Annotated in this window: 18 protein-coding genes and 1 pseudogene; 5 read left to right on the forward strand and 14 right to left on the reverse strand. The window is 65.4% G+C overall.

Translation table 11 applies throughout. From position 1 onward, the window contains the following. Positions 1-114: 114 nt before the first annotated feature. The 8 genes and pseudogenes from xerC to ACH34R_RS43730 form a co-directional block, all read right to left on the reverse strand. A complete protein-coding gene (gene xerC / locus ACH34R_RS43695; RefSeq protein ID WP_397567544.1) occupies positions 115-972 on the reverse strand; it encodes a tyrosine recombinase XerC in 858 nt (285 codons plus the stop codon). Beyond that, positions 972-1,157 (reverse strand): helix-turn-helix transcriptional regulator, encoded by a 186-nt coding sequence (locus tag ACH34R_RS43700; RefSeq protein WP_397567545.1) that lies wholly within the window; start codon positions 1,155-1,157, stop codon positions 972-974. The genes xerC and ACH34R_RS43700 overlap by 1 nt, the downstream gene beginning before the upstream one ends. Continuing rightward, on the reverse strand, positions 1,154-2,425 hold the full coding sequence (locus ACH34R_RS43705; RefSeq protein WP_397567546.1) for a replication initiator: 1,272 nt from the start codon (positions 2,423-2,425) through the stop codon (positions 1,154-1,156). Before ACH34R_RS43705 ends, ACH34R_RS43700 begins: the two co-directional genes overlap by 4 nt. A gap of 98 nt (positions 2,426-2,523) precedes the next feature. Then, on the reverse strand, positions 2,524-2,652 hold the full coding sequence (locus tag ACH34R_RS43710) for a hypothetical protein (protein WP_397567547.1): 129 nt from the start codon (positions 2,650-2,652) through the stop codon (positions 2,524-2,526). Between the two features lie 8 nt (positions 2,653-2,660). Further along, on the reverse strand, positions 2,661-2,873 hold the full coding sequence (locus ACH34R_RS43715; protein WP_397567565.1) for a hypothetical protein: 213 nt from the start codon (positions 2,871-2,873) through the stop codon (positions 2,661-2,663). Between the two features lie 449 nt (positions 2,874-3,322). Continuing rightward, a pseudogene (locus ACH34R_RS43720) lies at positions 3,323-3,637 on the reverse strand (DUF2637 domain-containing protein); the annotation flags it as partial. 18 nt (positions 3,638-3,655) lie between these two features. After that, complete coding sequence (locus ACH34R_RS43725; RefSeq protein WP_397567548.1) at positions 3,656-4,981, reverse strand: FtsK/SpoIIIE domain-containing protein; 1,326 nt, start codon at positions 4,979-4,981, stop codon at positions 3,656-3,658. Further along, positions 4,974-5,306, reverse strand: coding sequence for a hypothetical protein (locus ACH34R_RS43730; RefSeq protein ID WP_397567549.1), 333 nt, complete (start codon positions 5,304-5,306; stop codon positions 4,974-4,976). The genes ACH34R_RS43725 and ACH34R_RS43730 overlap by 8 nt, the downstream gene beginning before the upstream one ends. Positions 5,307-5,416: 110 nt before the next feature. Here ACH34R_RS43730 and ACH34R_RS43735 point away from each other — a divergent pair, with 110 nt between their 5' ends. After that, complete coding sequence (locus ACH34R_RS43735; protein WP_397567551.1) at positions 5,417-5,779, forward strand: GntR family transcriptional regulator; 363 nt, start codon at positions 5,417-5,419, stop codon at positions 5,777-5,779. Positions 5,780-5,944: 165 nt separating this feature from the next. Here ACH34R_RS43735 and ACH34R_RS43740 read toward each other — a convergent pair whose 3' ends face one another. After that, positions 5,945-6,157 carry a hypothetical protein gene (locus ACH34R_RS43740; RefSeq protein WP_397567553.1) on the reverse strand — a complete coding sequence of 71 codons (213 nt, stop codon included), beginning with the start codon at positions 6,155-6,157 and terminating at the stop codon, positions 5,945-5,947. Between the two features lie 147 nt (positions 6,158-6,304). Here ACH34R_RS43740 and ACH34R_RS43745 point away from each other — a divergent pair, with 147 nt between their 5' ends. Together ACH34R_RS43745 and ACH34R_RS43750 are read left to right on the forward strand one after the other, a co-directional pair. Then, positions 6,305-7,045 carry an XRE family transcriptional regulator gene (locus tag ACH34R_RS43745; RefSeq protein ID WP_397567554.1) on the forward strand — a complete coding sequence of 247 codons (741 nt, stop codon included), beginning with the start codon at positions 6,305-6,307 and terminating at the stop codon, positions 7,043-7,045. A gap of 1 nt (position 7,046) precedes the next feature. Next, positions 7,047-7,523 (forward strand): NUDIX hydrolase, encoded by a 477-nt coding sequence (locus ACH34R_RS43750; RefSeq protein ID WP_397567556.1) that lies wholly within the window; start codon positions 7,047-7,049, stop codon positions 7,521-7,523. Here ACH34R_RS43750 and ACH34R_RS43755 read toward each other — a convergent pair. The 3 genes from ACH34R_RS43755 to ACH34R_RS43765 form a co-directional block, all read right to left on the reverse strand. Then, the gene (locus ACH34R_RS43755) at positions 7,491-8,063 is read right to left on the reverse strand and encodes an HD domain-containing protein (RefSeq protein ID WP_397567557.1); all 573 of its coding nucleotides are present in this window, start codon (positions 8,061-8,063) and stop codon (positions 7,491-7,493) included. The genes ACH34R_RS43750 and ACH34R_RS43755 overlap by 33 nt on opposite strands. Positions 8,064-8,144: 81 nt before the next feature. Continuing rightward, positions 8,145-8,588: a GntR family transcriptional regulator gene (locus ACH34R_RS43760; RefSeq protein WP_397567558.1), complete on the reverse strand. Its 444-nt coding sequence runs from the start codon at positions 8,586-8,588 to the stop codon at positions 8,145-8,147. A gap of 12 nt (positions 8,589-8,600) precedes the next feature. Continuing rightward, a complete protein-coding gene (locus tag ACH34R_RS43765) occupies positions 8,601-8,945 on the reverse strand; it encodes a hypothetical protein (protein WP_397567559.1) in 345 nt (114 codons plus the stop codon). A gap of 141 nt (positions 8,946-9,086) precedes the next feature. Between ACH34R_RS43765 and ACH34R_RS43770 the strand changes: the two genes are divergently transcribed. Both ACH34R_RS43770 and ACH34R_RS43775 read left to right on the forward strand, forming a co-directional pair. Continuing rightward, complete coding sequence (locus ACH34R_RS43770; RefSeq protein WP_397567560.1) at positions 9,087-9,812, forward strand: XRE family transcriptional regulator; 726 nt, start codon at positions 9,087-9,089, stop codon at positions 9,810-9,812. Positions 9,813-10,119: 307 nt separating this feature from the next. Beyond that, positions 10,120-13,005 (forward strand): HNH endonuclease, encoded by a 2,886-nt coding sequence (locus tag ACH34R_RS43775; protein ID WP_397567564.1) that lies wholly within the window; start codon positions 10,120-10,122, stop codon positions 13,003-13,005. Between the two features lie 326 nt (positions 13,006-13,331). Here ACH34R_RS43775 and ACH34R_RS43780 read toward each other — a convergent pair whose 3' ends face one another. Together ACH34R_RS43780 and ACH34R_RS43785 are read right to left on the reverse strand one after the other, a co-directional pair. Continuing rightward, a complete protein-coding gene (locus ACH34R_RS43780) occupies positions 13,332-13,958 on the reverse strand; it encodes a transposase (RefSeq protein WP_397567562.1) in 627 nt (208 codons plus the stop codon). Further along, the gene (locus ACH34R_RS43785; RefSeq protein ID WP_397567563.1) at positions 13,868-14,410 is read right to left on the reverse strand and encodes a winged helix-turn-helix domain-containing protein; all 543 of its coding nucleotides are present in this window, start codon (positions 14,408-14,410) and stop codon (positions 13,868-13,870) included. Before ACH34R_RS43785 ends, ACH34R_RS43780 begins: the two co-directional genes overlap by 91 nt. Positions 14,411-15,133: the final 723 nt, after the last annotated feature.

Below are 15,133 nucleotides of genomic sequence, written 5' to 3' on the forward strand. Positions count from 1 at the left end.
CAGTTCCCACTGGGCGTCGGTCAGGTCGGAGGGGTAGCGATCAGGGGACACCGGGCCAGCTTGACGGTCCCGGGCCCGATGATCACGCCGCCACGCCGGACATGAATGATCTTCTCAAACACGCTCTGAGGCATCCGTCTTGGTCTGGCGGTGGAGGAGGTGACCGGCCACACGCTGGAGTTGCCAGCCGATCGTCATTTCGGCCCGTTCGAGGTCGACATCTTCCCACCTGAGGCCGAGGGCTTCCCCGAGTCGCAGGCCGAGAATGAGCACCAGGACGTATGCGGGGTACATCGGGTCTTCACAGGTGCGGGCGGACTCAAGAAATGCGCGCGCTTCATCGACGTTCCACGGCTTGACCTTCCGCTCCCTGGGCACGGACATCTTTACGTTGGCCGCCACGTTCCGAGTAAGTGCTTCTTCCCGTACGGCGTTGCTCAGGGCCGCCCGCAGGGTCATATAGGCGTCGTGAACGATCCAGTCGGAGGGCACCTCCCTGCAGCACTTGCCCACAGCACAGCAGTGCTTTCGCCGTTTGGGATTGGCGTGCTTATCCGGTCGGGCGGTGTCCTTGCCCTGGGCGCAGCACTGGCATTGAATCCGGATCTTGTTCACCCAGCTCTGTACGTCCCGCACGGTGAGCTTGTCGAGCCGCTTCGCGCCGAGGGCAGGGACGATGTAGAGCCGGGAGAACATCTCGTAGTTCGCGGCTGTTTTGGGTGCGAGATTAGGCTCAACGACGTTCCGGAGCCAGTACGTCAGGTAGTCGGCGACTCTGGGCGAGTTGGTGACCACCGGACCTTTCCGCGCGGCCTCATGGAGCTTGAGCCACTTGTCGTGGGTCTCATGGCGGGTCTTGCCGTACGCCCATTTGCGCTTTCGTTCGCCGGTGGGCGTGGTGACCCAGACATATCCGGCCCAGCCGTTTTTGTAGGGGAAGACAGAGCCCTCGCCGTTGGAGCGTTTGCCCATCAGAGCACCGCCTCCTCACACAGCCCCGTGACGTAGTCATCGAGGGCCGACTCGGGGATACGGCGGCAGCGGACGCCCACGGTGATCGATCGGAGCTGGCCGGAGCGGATGAGGTTATAGAGCGTCCATCGGCTGACCTTGAGCCTGGCCATGGCCTCGGGGACGGTGAGCAGGTCAGCGCTCATAGGCGCGCTCCGACGCGTGGCTTGCCTGTGAGTGAGGCGGCGATGAGGGCGTCTCCGGAGCTGTAGCCGCGTCCGGCGTATTGCCATTCGGCGACGACGAGCACGGTGTCTTCCTCGAAGAGCGGGAGGCGGCCGGTGGTGATCTCGTTGTTGCGGGCGTGGGTGGCGCGGTCGGCGCGGATATGGCCGAGCGTGGTGGAGTAGCGGCGGGAGCGGGTGGAGACGTGGCCTCGGAAGCCGAGCATGTGGGCCCAGGCGGTGAGGCGGAGGTCGGTCAGGTCGTCGAGGGCTCCGAGGCGGAGGCATTCGGCGATGAGGCGGCGGGCGTGCGGTCGGATGGGCAGGACGGTGAGGTCTTCGAGGGGTTTGATGCGGCGGTCGAGGGTGCCGACGCATTCGGCGGCTTTGGTGGCGTACTTGGCGACGTATCTGGCGACAGCTTGTTCGGTGAGTTCGCCGTTCATGGTGATGGGGCGGATGTCGAGCTGGGCGCCCCAGCGCAGGGTGTGGCCGTGGGCGGTGGCGGTGACGGCGGTCGCTGCGTGCCGTACCGCGTTGGTCAGGAGGTCGGCGGTGGCCCAGGCTGGTGGGGTGGTGGTCGGGCCGGTGGGGCCGTCCAGGCGGATGATGGCGTGGAAGTGGACGACGCCGCGTCGCTGGTATTCGGCGACCTTGGCGAAGGAGAGGACCAGGTGGCGGCGTAGCTCGGTGAGGGTGAGGCCGCCGAGTTTGGCGAGTTGCCAGCGCAGGGCGTCGGTGAAGCGTTTCCACAGCAGCGGGGCCAGGGCGTTGAACAGCACCGAGGCGGTGTAGTCGTAGCAGTCGGGGCAGAGCGGTTCGCCGAGGCGCGGGTGGCAGGGGCGGTTGCCTGCCCGGGTGTGGACGGGGCCGAAGGACGGGGCGGTCAGGGTGACGAAGAGTGTGGGGTGGGTGGTGACGGTTTCGGGGACGCCTTTGCCACCGGCCAGGCCGGCGCGGATGAGGTGGTAGGTGTCGGCGCGGTAGGTCTCGGCGCAGGACGGGCAGCGGGAGGCGCGGCGGGTCTTGCACGGGACGCGGAGCAGGCCGTCGGGTTCGGTGCGGGTGGTGTAGCGGTGGAGCAGGGCGCCGGTGGCGCGGTCGTGGCGTTCGACCTTGCCGCGCAGATGGATGGGCTGTCGGCAGCCGCCGATCTTTCGGGTCTGGGTGGCCCAGCGGGTGTAGTCGGGGTGGTTCAGGCGGGTGATGGCGGCGCGGATCGCGTGCGCGTTGGCGGTGGATGTGGGCATGATGGTGGTCTCCTTTCGCTCGTTCGGGTGAAGGGATGGCCCCCGACCTGGCGGTTGTCTTGGCGGATGTACGGCCAGGCCGGGGGCGTCAGCGGGGGTCAGCAGAAGCCGAGCCCGTCGCAGTGGCGGCAGGTGTCGCCGTGGGAGTCCACTCCGGTGCCGCCGCAGTGGCAGCAGCGCCAGCGCTGCGGCTGGGGCTCAGGCTCGGGCGGCTCGTCGGTGTCCATGTGGGCTTTCACCTCCTTTCGCTGGTGGTGTGGTCGGGGCGGACGCAGCCGGAGTACCTGGTCTCGGCGGCGTAGCGGGCGCGGGCGTCGGCGAAGATGGCCAGGGCCTTGTACTCGACCGGGCCGAAGTGGATCGATGTGCTGTAGTGGCCGCCGTCGGGGTCTTCGATGTCGGCCGGTGTGCCGATGCGGGCGGCGATCTGGTCGATGGCGGCGCGCATCGTGGTGTCGTCGGCGTGGCGGGGGAAGTGGTGGCGGTGAGGTATGGCGGAGCCGGGACGGCCGGGTTGGCGTCCAGGAAGTCGGCCAGGGCGCGTAGTCCGGTGGTGAAGGCGGTTCGGTCGGGGCCGTTCATGGTGGGTCTCCTTTCGTCAGGCGGGTTCGGGTGTGGTGCGCAGGGCTTGGAGCAGGTCGGAGGCGAGCTGGTGGGAAACGCCCAGGCGAGCGCGCAGCGCGTCGCGGGTGATGGGCTTGCCGTGCCGGGCGTGGTGCTCGTCGCGACGTGGCGGGCGTAGTCGATCAGGGTTGAGGACAGTCCTGGGGTTTCTTCCTGGGCGTCCTGTGGTTCGTTCTGCTCGGCGGGGACGGGCCGGAGCGGTTCTGCGATGGTGGCGCGGCGTTCGAGCATGGACACGGCGATTAGGAACGCGCCCGCCGGGGTGGCGGCGGTGATCCACCCCCACACGCTTGGGGCGGCCTGGTGCAGGTTGGCCGCCAAGGACAAGACGACGCCGCCGGTCAGGACGAGGGCGGGCCAGGAGATCGGCCCGCGCCGGATGCGGCCGGTCTTCTTGTCGCGTTGCCGTTCGCGGGCGGCCATGACGCAGGTCAGATCGACGCAGACGGCGATGGCGTAGGACATCCAGCCGGTCTGGCCGCTCTGGTGGGCGGTGTCGCGGATGTGGGTGAACGATCCGGCACCCGCGATGACGGCCAGGACCACGACGGGTCCGGTGTCCAGCAGTCGGCAGGCGAGGCGTCGCATCGTGTCCCCTTCCCTTGCTCAGGCGTTCTGCAGTTCGGTTGGCCGGGTAGTGGTGATCTCGGCCCAGGACGGCGCGAGGTCGGCGTACATCCGGGCGGCGTGTTCGGCGGCCTGCTCGCTGACGTAGAAGGAGCGGGCGCGGTACCACTGGCCATCGGAGGAGGCGACGATGGCCACACCGGGTGTCTCGGCCGGGATGGTCCGGGCGGAGGCCAGGGCGGCGGGGTCGAGGTCGCCGAGGGTCATGGTGGCGGTTTCCGGGTCGTTGACCCGGTGGCAGATCCGCCCAGAGCACTGGGCGCGCAGGGCGGTGACGCCGGGGCCGAGGTCGGATCCGATGCGCTGGCCGCAGCAGAACAGGTAGATGCCGAAGGCCCGGCCGAGCTGGGCGACGCGCAGCAGGGCCGTGGAGGTGTGGGCGATCTCATCTTTCTCGGACTTGTCGGCCATCAGGTACAGCTCGGCCAGCTCGTCGACCAGGGCCACGATCGGGGTCGGGCGGACGGCCGGGGCGAGCTGCCAGATGTTGCGCGCGCCCGCCGTCCGGCACAGCCCCATCCGTTCGGTCATCAGCGTCACCAGGTCATCGAGCAGCGCGACGGATTCGGTGCGGCAGGTGGCCAGCGCTGAGAGCCGGGGCGCGTAGGGGGTGAACTCCACGCCGCCCTTGAGGTCAAAACCGACCAGCGCGACCGGCTGCGGCGCGAGGCCGACGATGAGCACGTTGGCGAGGTTGGATTTCCCGGACTGCGTAGCCCCGGCGTTCAGCCAGTGCGGGACGACCCGGAAGTCGATGGTCCACGGGCCGCCGGTCTCCAGCCGCCCCACGGTGACCTTGAGCAGGTCACTGGACGGCGGCAGCTCGTTGACGGTGACCAGCGGATTGCGGATCGTCGCGGCCAGCACGACCCGGCCCGGCCGGGGCGAGGAGACCCGTACGGCGTGCACGCCCCACGAATGCGCCAGCCGTTCGGCCGCCGCCGCGTAGTCGTCCGGGATCTGCCCTTCCAAGGTGTGGACGGTGACCCGCCAGCCGTACCGGGTGGGCAGCGGCAGCCACATGAACGGCTTGGTGTCCACGGCGACCCGCTGGAAGCGCCGCCGTACCCGCACCAGGCCGGTCGAGGCGATCGCGCCGGGCACGGTGGTGAACCACCAGCGTTGCCGCTTCTTGGTCAGGCCGCAGCCGAGCGCAATCTTGCGCCAGGTCGCCCGGACGGTGATCGCGTTGAGCGGGTAGCCGACGACCAGCCAGAACGACGCGGGGTGCCACCGCCGCCAGGCCCACAGCCCGGCCCCGATGAGGGCCAGGACTGCGAGCGGCAGGCGCAGCGATTCAGGCACTCTTGGCCCCCGTGGCCGGGACCATGGTGGCGGCGCGGTAGGAGATGCCCCAGCGGCCGGCCATCTCCCAGACGTAGCCGACCAGCCCGACCGGGGTGACCTCGTCGCCGGGCGATACGGCGGGCTCGCCGACGGTGCCGATCTTGACGAGTTCGATGCGGTCGGAGTCGTCCTCGACCGACAGCATGACCTCGTAGATGGTCTGGCCGCTGGTCTTGTCGGTCTTGAGTTCGCCGGTCTCGCGGTTGAGCAGGCGGGGCCGGGGTGGTTTGACGCAGGTGAAGCGGAGTCGGCCGGTGTCGACCGGGATCGGGATGTTGCGCATGGGCTGTGACCTCCTGTTTCGTCGTGAGCAACATAGTTAACCTAGTTGGCTCAGTTGTCAATGTGCTCTCGGTTGGCTTGGTGGAAATTTTCGTGGTGTGATGGAGCGCGATGGTCAAGAACACCGGCCGGCCCGGCTACCTCCAGATCGCCGACGACCTGCGCCAGCAGATCCACGGCGGATCCCTCGCGCCCGGCGCCGCGCTGCCGTCCACGGCCCAGCTCGCCGAGACGTACGACGCGTCGCTGTCGGTGGTGAAGATGGCCGTCGGGATCCTGCGCAACGAGGGCCTGGTCGTCGGCCAGCAGGGCAAGGGCGTGTTCGTCCGCGACGACGTCGCCCCCGGGCCGTCGGCCGATCTGGCCGGGGAGGTCAGTGAGCTGCGCACCGCTGTGCGGGACCTGTCCGTACGGCTGGCGCGGGTCGAGTCGCTGCTCCCCGAGTCCACTGAACGCCCGGCCTCGCCGTCCTGACGTGACAGCCGGTCACCCGCCGCGCCAGTGACGCGGCCGCGCTCTTGGGCGGGTGAGCGAGGCTCATCATCTTGTCCTCACGCCGGATGCCGATCAGCACGGCCGCGTAGCCAACGAGCAGAACGGCCCCGAGCACCGCGGCAATGATCAGCGGAAGCGTCGTCATCATCGGGTCACCTCCGGCCTGCCGGTACGGCGCGGCCCGCGCGGCGGACGGCGGTCATCGCGCGACCTGCTGAGGTTCCTCTGACGAGCGGCCTGCCGCCTGCGCCAGCGGTCCCACGCCAGGCATTTGCGGCAGCGGTCGCGTCCCTCCTCCAGACGTGCGCCGCACTCACACGCCGCGCTCTCGCCCGGCCGAGGATCTTTGCTGCTCATGATCACTCCTCTCGGTCGCTGTCCGTGACTGCTTGCGATACCGAGAGTGCGCCGAGACGGCAGGACGAGATCACTGCACGACGGGACATGTTCAAGACGTCCGGCGTACCATTGCCAGGTCCCCGGACGTCCTTATGGGCAGGTGAGATGGCGAACGAGCGGCTGCGCGCGGCGTTGCTCCAGCGCGGTGCGCAGGTGAGCGACCTGGCCGAGGCGACCGGCGTCGATCCCAAGACCGTCGAGCGGTGGATCACCCAGGCCCGCACGCCGTACCGCCGTCACCGGTTCGCCGTGGCGGCGTTCCTGGGGATGGAGGAGTCCTACCTGTGGCCCGAGGCCCTGTCGCGTGAGCAGGTGGCCGCCGCCTCCGAGAGCGAGGTCGTGACCCTCTACCCGCATCGCTGGGCCGTGCCGCGCGATGCGTGGGGTCGGCTGTTCGGCGAGGCCGGCGAGGAGATCGGCGTGCTGGTCTACAGCGGCATGTTCCTCGCCGATGACGCCGGGATGGTCCGCCTGTTCGAGCAGAAGGCCGATGCCGGGGTCCGGGTGCGGATCCTGCTCGGCGACCCCGAATGCCCCGAGGTCGCCCAGCGCGGAGCCGACGAAGGAATCGACGATGGCATGGCCGCCAAGATCCGCAATGTGCTGGTGCTGTACCGGCCGCTGATCGGCCGCGCCAACGTCGAGATCCGGTTGCACGACACGGTGTTGTACAACTCCATCTACCGCGGAGACGACCAGTTGCTGATCAACACGCACATCTACGGCACTCCGGCCGGGAACGCGCCGGTGCTGCACCTGCGCAAGGTCGGCGGCGGGGACATGGTCGCCACCTACCTCGACAGCTTCGAACGCATCTGGACCGGCGCCCGGCCGGTGGGGTCCTGACGTGGCCCGCCGCATCGACTACTACGACGACCCGGACGCCCCCGCGCCCAACAGCCTCGTCCCCTCGGTCAACGTCGTGGTCACCAACGACGCGGGCGATTTGCTGATGATCCGCCGCAGCGACAACGACAACTGGGCCGTTCCCGGCGGCGCGATCGACCTGGGCGAGTCCCTCCCGGATGCCGCCGTGCGGGAGACGCTGGAGGAGACCGGCATCCGCTGCGAGATCACCGGCCTGGTCGGCACCTACACCGACCCCCGACACGTGATCCTCTACACCAGCAACGGCGAGGCCCGCCAGGAGTTCTCCATCGTCCTGACCGCCCGGCCGGTGGACGGCGTGCCGACGCCGAGCGACGAGTCCCGCGAGGTCCGCTGGATCCCCGCTTGCGATGTCGCGGCCTTGCCGATGGACCGCTCGATGCGGATGCGGATCGAGCACCACCTAGGCCGGGCAGGCGAGCCGTACATCGGCTGAGGCCAGCCTTTCGCCGATGTCGCGGACGGCGGCCAGGATGTACGGCGTGGCCTCGGTGAGGGTGTCGCCGCCGCCCTCGGGGATGCCGTGCCGTACGCGGATCTCCGTGATCCGCTCGCCCACGCTGACGGGGACGCCGTCCGGGCTGGTCGTCATGTCGCAGAAGGTCAGCGCCTCCACCAGATCCGGCCGCACCATCGGGAACTCGGCCAGCAGCACATCGAGCAGCCCGTTTTCGGCGGCGTCCAGCACCGCGCACGTGTGGTGGGCCACCAGGCGGCACAACGTCTCATCCGCCCCGTGCATGTCCCGCAGATAGCGCGCCCCGTCCAACGGGTGGAAGCCGGTGCCCGCAAGGTCAGGGGCGTATCCGATGTCGTGCAACCACGCCGCCATCGCCAGCAACTCGGCATCTGGGCCGAGGATCGGCGCGATCATCTCCCCGCGCCGGCCGACCCCGCGTGAATGCTCCCACCGGCGCGGCAACGGCCCGGCCAGCAGGCTCTCGGCCAGGTTGCGTGCCCACTCGATTCCTCGCATGTTCGCCACGATAGGCAGCCACCCCGGGGACGCATCCACCACGCGGCCGGGACGTCTGCAGACGTCCCAAAAATGCGGAGATCAGCGCACATACCTGCCCACGCCCTGCTTTACGCCGATCAGGCCGTCCTGTTCCAGCTCGGCCAGCGCTCGTCGCACGGTGTTCCGCGACATCTCATATCGTCGCTGCAACTCCGCCTCGCTCGCCACCCCCGCCCCCGTCCGCAACTCTCCCCGTTGGATCTGCTCTCGCAGCTCACGCGCGATCAGCCGATACCGGTACGGCTCGGCGTCGTCGACTCCGGCCACCTCACGCCCCTTGGCCGCGTGCGTGACGATGAGCCCCTCATCGGCCAGGATCGCCAGCGCTCGCCGTACCGTGTTCCGCGCCACCATGAACTGCCTGCACAACGCCTTCTCTGAGGGCAGAAGCGCCCCGGGCGGGTACTCGCCCGAGGCGATCCGCGTGCGCAACCGGTCGGCGATCTGCGTGTAGATCCGCCATCCGGTCAGTAACTCGGCCACCGTCACCGATCTTTAGGACAGGTACGCCCGTGCGGCGTTGCCCAGGTTGAACGACAGCTCACCCTGCTCGCCGGGGTGCCAGCCCGCCAGGGCGGCCTCGCGGATGCGGTCGGCCGCGTACCCGATATCGGTGCAAGAGACCCGCTCGTCGGCCTGGTCGCCCCAGTAGAACCACAGGAACGCCAGGTGCACGAACACCTTACGGACCCTGTCGTCCGCGTCGGTGACGTCCAACCACGGCCGCTCCTCTTCGCCAGCGGCGAGGACGACGATCACGCCGCGCTCGACCAGCTCGTCGCGCAACCTCCCCAGCAGCGTCAGCTGATAGGCGCGTTGCTGTTCCTGAATCTTGGTCATGGGCCAGGTCCCTTCACCTTGCTCGTTGCCTGGTGGAAAGCCTGGTCAGAGCGCTGGAACCTCTACACCACAACTCGGGGACGTCTAGGGACGTCTTATGTTAGCGTCGCAGCACCAGCCCGCCCGCGAAAGGTGCCCGCCATGAACGACCACCTACGCGCCGCACTCACCCGGGCCCGCCTGACCACCACCGACATCGCCGCCCGCCTCGCCGTCGACCCCAAAACCGTCGACCGCTGGCTACACGGACGCACCCCCTACCAACGCCACCGCTGGGCCCTCGCCGACCTCCTCGACCTCGACGAAGCCGACCTCTGGCCCGACCTGACCCCCAGCGACCACCCCGCCAACCCCGAACTCCAAGCGGTCTACCCCCACCGCTGGATGGTCCCCCGCACCGTCTGGCGCCGCCACTTCGAACGCGCCACCCAGCACATCGACATCCTCACCTACAGCGGCCTCTTCCTCGCCGAAGACACCGGCCTCCTCCACCTCCTGGCCCCCCAGGCCCGCGCCGGCGTCCACATCCGCATCCTCCTCGGCGACCCCGACAGCCCCGCCGTCGCCGCCCGAGGCCAAGAAGAAGGCATCGGCCCCGATGTCATGGCCGCCCGCGTCCACAACGCCATCACTCTCTACCGCCCCCTCGCAGCAGTCGACGGCATCGACCTACGCCTCCACCGCACGACCCTTTACAACTCCCTCTACCGCGCCGACGACCACCTCCTCATCAACCCCCACATCCACGCCACCCCAGCCGCCAAAGCCCCCGTCATCCACCTCCACACCACAGGAGACGACGGAGCCACCACCACCTACCTCGACAGCTACAACCGCATCTGGACCTCAGCAGCGCCAGTCAGCTGACCAGGGCGCACACGCGGTCCAAGATCGAAAGAAACTTGTCTTCTCGTCATCAAGGGCAGTCCGCCGGCGGCGGCCTGCCGCGCGTCGGGCGGTCGCTGGCCGCGCTGCGGCTCTTCGGCCGGTCGCGCCCAGCACCGCCCACGCGCCGACACCAGCGTTCGAGCCTCTTCCCTGGCCAGGCGCTCTGGGTCACAATTGATGCATCAGCGTTCTCGTCCCGGACTAATGCCTGCCCCCTCCTACCGAACAGCGAAATATGGCAATCACACAGCGCACAAGAAAGCTCCTCTGGGCACGCAGCGCAAACATGTGCGCATTCAAGAATTGCGTACAAGAGTTGACTTTTACGCTTAATGAGCCGTCCAGTGAACTAAGTCATCATATTGTGCTTGGCGAGGAAGCTCATATCGTCGCTCGCGAAGATAACGGCCCAAGAGGGAATCCCTCGATGCCTACCAGCGAACGGGATTCATATGAGAATCTGATCCTACTTTGTCCAACCCACCACGCTGTGATTGATGAAGATCACGGAATTGGCTTCACCGTTGAAGAGCTAATCGCGATGAAGCGGTCTCACGAAAACATGATCGCCACACGGGTGCGGGGAGACAGGGCAACGCAAACCGCTACTCCGTCAATATTCGGTGATCTTAACCCACGAGATCTTGGTGTGCAGCAAAGCTTGGTTCTCGATCGGAGAAGTCTAGATGAGCGGGACGCTCTCACGCCATATTTTCACAGAGACCACGACACGGCGCTATGGATAGAGATGGAGAGAAGTAAGGCCGAGGGTGCTTCAAAGCTGATACTAATCGCGGGATCTTCGACCACGGGTAAGACCCGCGCTCTCTTCGAGGCAACATATTCACTACTCCAAGAGTGGAAAGTTCACAGGCCGGCTGACTCATGCGCTCTTCTCGAAACGTTACAGTCTCCATTGCAAGATAATGTGATCATCTGGCTGGATGAGGCTCAGGTCTTCTTCTCGGACGAGAGGCGTAGTGATATCGCGACTGCGATGATCAAAGTGCTATCTACCTCGCGAAAATTGATGGTCCTAGGAACCATATGGCGAGTGCCTTATCTAAATGAACTTATGGCCCGAGGTCGACTACCTGACACTAACGCCCAGATTCGCAGGCTACTCGAATCCCGGCATACGACCATCATCGACGTGCCATCATCATTTACCAGTAGAGAGATGGACTCTCTTGAGGCGCTCGCTAAATCGGATACTAGGATCTCTATGGCCCTTAAGGCCGGAAGAAGCTATGGCCAGATAATACAGCACCTCACAGGAGGGCCAGAGCTGATTAATAAAATCAACGATGGCTCATCTTTTCGCCCTCACGAGAAGGCGCTCATATATACAGCCATAGATGCCAAACGAATTGGATACGGAAAAGCATTTTCCAGGGAATTCCTTGCCAAGGCTGCTGATGGCTATATGAGCCCTCGAGAGCGACCAGGTGAGGACGATTGGGCTGTTAGCTCACTAGGGGATCTTTCTCGCGGTTATCGAGAGGACGGGTCGCGCACTGACGTTCGCAACACATTGAGTGCCATCAACTCCCATAGAATGAGATCGGGATCCTCGAGAGCGCTCTATGTGCCGAGCGATTTCATCGTGCAACACTATCTAGGAGTGCGCAGTTCCCAACTCGGGCCCGCAGAGCTATGGGAGGCTCTTTGCGAGCACTCGCGCGATCCCTCAGACCTGGGACAGATGGCAGAGTTCGCCTGGATCAGAGGCCTTTACCGATACAGCGCGATGCTTCACGCGAGATCGGCCGCTCAGGGCTCGTACAATAAACCAGGTCTTCTCGACGCGATGAAGTTCTGCGATCCCACCGACATCTCGCGCGCCGCAGAATGGGTAGTGACACATATCGACATGTCCGATCTACGTTCGGTCGGAAATTTCCTGGAGGAAGCGAGAGAATACGATCAAGATGACGTTATCCGGAAATTGTTGACTCGCTTGCCTAGAACCGGTTTGACTCAGGCCAAGCTATCCGACATCGGGGTCATTATCCACGAATTGTCCACGCCGGAAGTGTTCTCAACGCACGGCCGACAGTTCGCCGTTGATTCACTGCAACATGTACAGATCGATAGCCTGCTGCATGCGGGCGTTCTCCTCAGCTATCTCAGGGAACCTGACCGGCTTGATCTGGCTGACCTGATAGCTTCACGTATCGCCCAAGAAGCAATCATAGATACCCCTGCAGGTGTTGGTGCAGTTCTAGTCGGAATGAAAAGCCTCGCCCTTTCCGCGCCCTTGGAGGCATTCGTCAAAAGGTTGATTGCCGAGTCGAATGTTCTAGACGTCGAAAGCGTCCATGGATTCCTTGACTGGTGCCAATATGTAGACGATCATGATTCGGCAACGAAATTCCTCGAAAGGGGGGTCGTCGAGCATCTTCCCATAGCCGACCCGAGAGCACTGCTGGAGATATGCAAGATCCTTCTAAGGCTTGAGAGAGGCGACGATGCTCAGCATTTGACGGATCGCGTACATGAGACAGTGGATGTTAGCGATCCGATTAGCATTGCGGATGCAATTGTTTTCATGGACAGCGCCCGTAATTACGGCTTGAAGGGGCACTTGATTGATGAAGAAGTACTTGTCAACGTGCCTCTCAGGGCTACTCATGCCGCAACGTATTTTCTGAGTACCCTCTCCCGAAGGGGAGATCACGCACTGCTTTCTCAAATCCAATCGCGACACCCGCTCCAGAATATCGAGCTGGGCGACGGCGCGGATGTAGCGAATCTCATGAACGTTCTACACAATTTGGACTTCTATGCGGAAATCGAGCACATCCTCGGGCTCCTTCCCGAAGTATCTGCAACTTATAGGACTCCGTTGGATGTGGCAATGATGCTGGAGACCTTGAGGTCTTTGGGGGCCACCGACGCTATTCAGCGACTCCTTGATCAGGCTTATGAGACATCTATCAAGATCGACGCCTGGGAGAAGGCGCACCAATCCTTCCTTCTCGAGCAATTCCGCGCCTCTGGAGCAACGAAGTCCGTGGACATATTTCTTAGAAGGTGTGCTAATGAAGGATGGTATGAGTTGGCGTTACAGGAGCAGCCGGCGCTCGTTGAAACCTTTCCATATGGTCGCGAGCCGGACGAAACGCCTTCTCCCCGATGGGGATGGGTCGATGTGTGCCCACCAGAGTAGGCCTGTAGATCGCTTCCGCTGCTGCGTTGGTGTGGCGTTGGTGGTCCTACGGGTTTAGGGCACTTTGATCAGCGGGTTGGCCGCGGAACATACGCCGGATGATCGCACTTGTCATCCGAACTCAGAGGTGCATTTCAGTAGGTCGGGCCAGATAGCCGAATCATTCTGCTCTCACTCTCCTAATGCGTGCTGTTTTGCTGCGGCGCGGTTTCCGCTCCTCGGGCCCGGCAGCCCTGCGGTGCGGGTCTGCTTGTCATCGGGCACGGTGACTGATCACGGCATCGTGCTTAACACGGTTGCTACACAGGTTGAATTCGTAGAGTCGGTCATGGTTTTGCCGGGGTATCCAGGGTGAGTCCGGTCTGGGCTAGGCAGCCGGTGAGCAGGTGGGGCCGGTACTGGATCTTCTTCAGCCTGCGTTTGACGAGCCGGACGAGCCCGGGCAGGTCGGTGACGGCGAAGTTGGCCAACGCCCGGCGGAGCAGCGACCACACACCCTCGGCTGGATTGAGCTCGGGAGCGTAGGCGGGGAGCTGGATAAGACGTAGCCAGCCGGCGTTCTCGGCGGCGAAGTCGGCGAGCTGGCCGGCCAGGTGCACGTTCAGGTTGTCCCAGCACCACACCAGCGGAGCGTCCAGGCGCCGGTGGGTGGCCACGATCAGGTCCCGGTAGTCCATCCAGGAGAACGTCTTGGGCTCGCCCTTGCGGCCGCGATAAACGTGCAGGCGATAGAACAGGTGCGGCCGCTCACCGTCTCGGAACGCCACGACGCCGGCCATGTTGACCCGGCCGGAACCTCGTCCCCGGACCGTCACCACCGGCCGAGCGCCCACCGGCGCCCAGGTACGTCCTTTCGGCGGCCTCAGCCCCTGCCCGGCCTCGTCTTCGAAGCAGAGGTAGGCCCCCAGGCCCGCCGCTGTTGTTTTACCGTCGGCCACACCTCGGCCTTCCACAGCGCAATGGCCTCCCCGTCCCGCTCCAGAGCCCGCCGGGCCGGCACCTGCACCGACCAGCCGTGCCGGTGCAGCAGCCTGCCCACGCCCTCGATGGTGTAGCCGACATGGAACAGCCGCCCGATCAGCGTCTTGACCCGGCCCGGTGTCCAGCGCTGGTCCTCCACATGGCCCCAGGCCGGAGGCCCGCGCCGGAGTTCGGCATCCAGCCGCGCCCACTGCCGGGCCGACAACTTCTCCCTCGACACCGGACCCTTCGAGCGCAGCGCCGAAGTCCCGCCCTCCCGCCAAGCCTTACGCCAGCGGGTCACCGACCGCTCGTGCACCCGTAATCGTGCGGCGATCGTCCTGGTCGGCTCTCCGGCCTCGAACCACTCGGCCGCTTGCAGCCGCAGACGCTCCCGCCGCTCCTGCTCCGCGGGCGTGTACCCGCCCCTTTGCCCGTACCGCATGCCTCGGTCGTACCGCACCGGAAGCGATCCATCACGAGGCTAAGACTCTACGAATTCAACCTGTGTAACAACGGGCCCGGACGGACGTGGATACGTGTGGACTGGAGGGTCGTGCGAGTGGCCGTCGACCAGGGCGGCGGGATGAGGCGGACACCGGTGGATGGCCGTGATCAAACTACGGATCAGAGACGGCGTGGTGGTTGAGGCCGTGACGATCGCACACTTCGGTGCCCGCCATAAGGGCTGGGGCGATCGCCGGCAAGGCCCTCCTCCGTCGGGCCTTGCCACCGGGTGACCACGGCTGAGGTGACAGCAGCGCTGACAGCACTGTCCCCACATCTCGACGCGTCTGCGCCACCGTCTGCACCCGCCTGACCGCGGCCTCGTTCAGGCGAGCAGGGTGATTGCTCCGCCTGCAAAGCGGAAGGCCACGACGCGACAGGGCTTCTATCTCTGATGATGGGCGCGAGCACGTTCCCGATCCGGTTGGGGCCAGATATCCCAGCCCTGCGGCCCGGTACGGGTCGCTACCACCGGGCAAGCAGGTTCTCGATGCACGGAGCGTCTAGCCTGCGGCTTTCACGGCGAATTTGAGGCGACTTGATCGTTTACATATGAAAAGTGCCCTTGACCTGGAAGGATCGGACTTGTCTAAGGCCCCGTCCAACCCAGATCAGAAGGCACTTTCCGAGTGAACTCTACCGCCTCACCCCGCAAGATCAC

It is taken from the genome of Spongiactinospora sp. 9N601 (assembly GCF_044326295.1).
GTDB classification, from domain to species: Bacteria; Actinomycetota; Actinomycetes; order Streptosporangiales; family Streptosporangiaceae; genus Spongiactinospora; species Spongiactinospora gelatinilytica.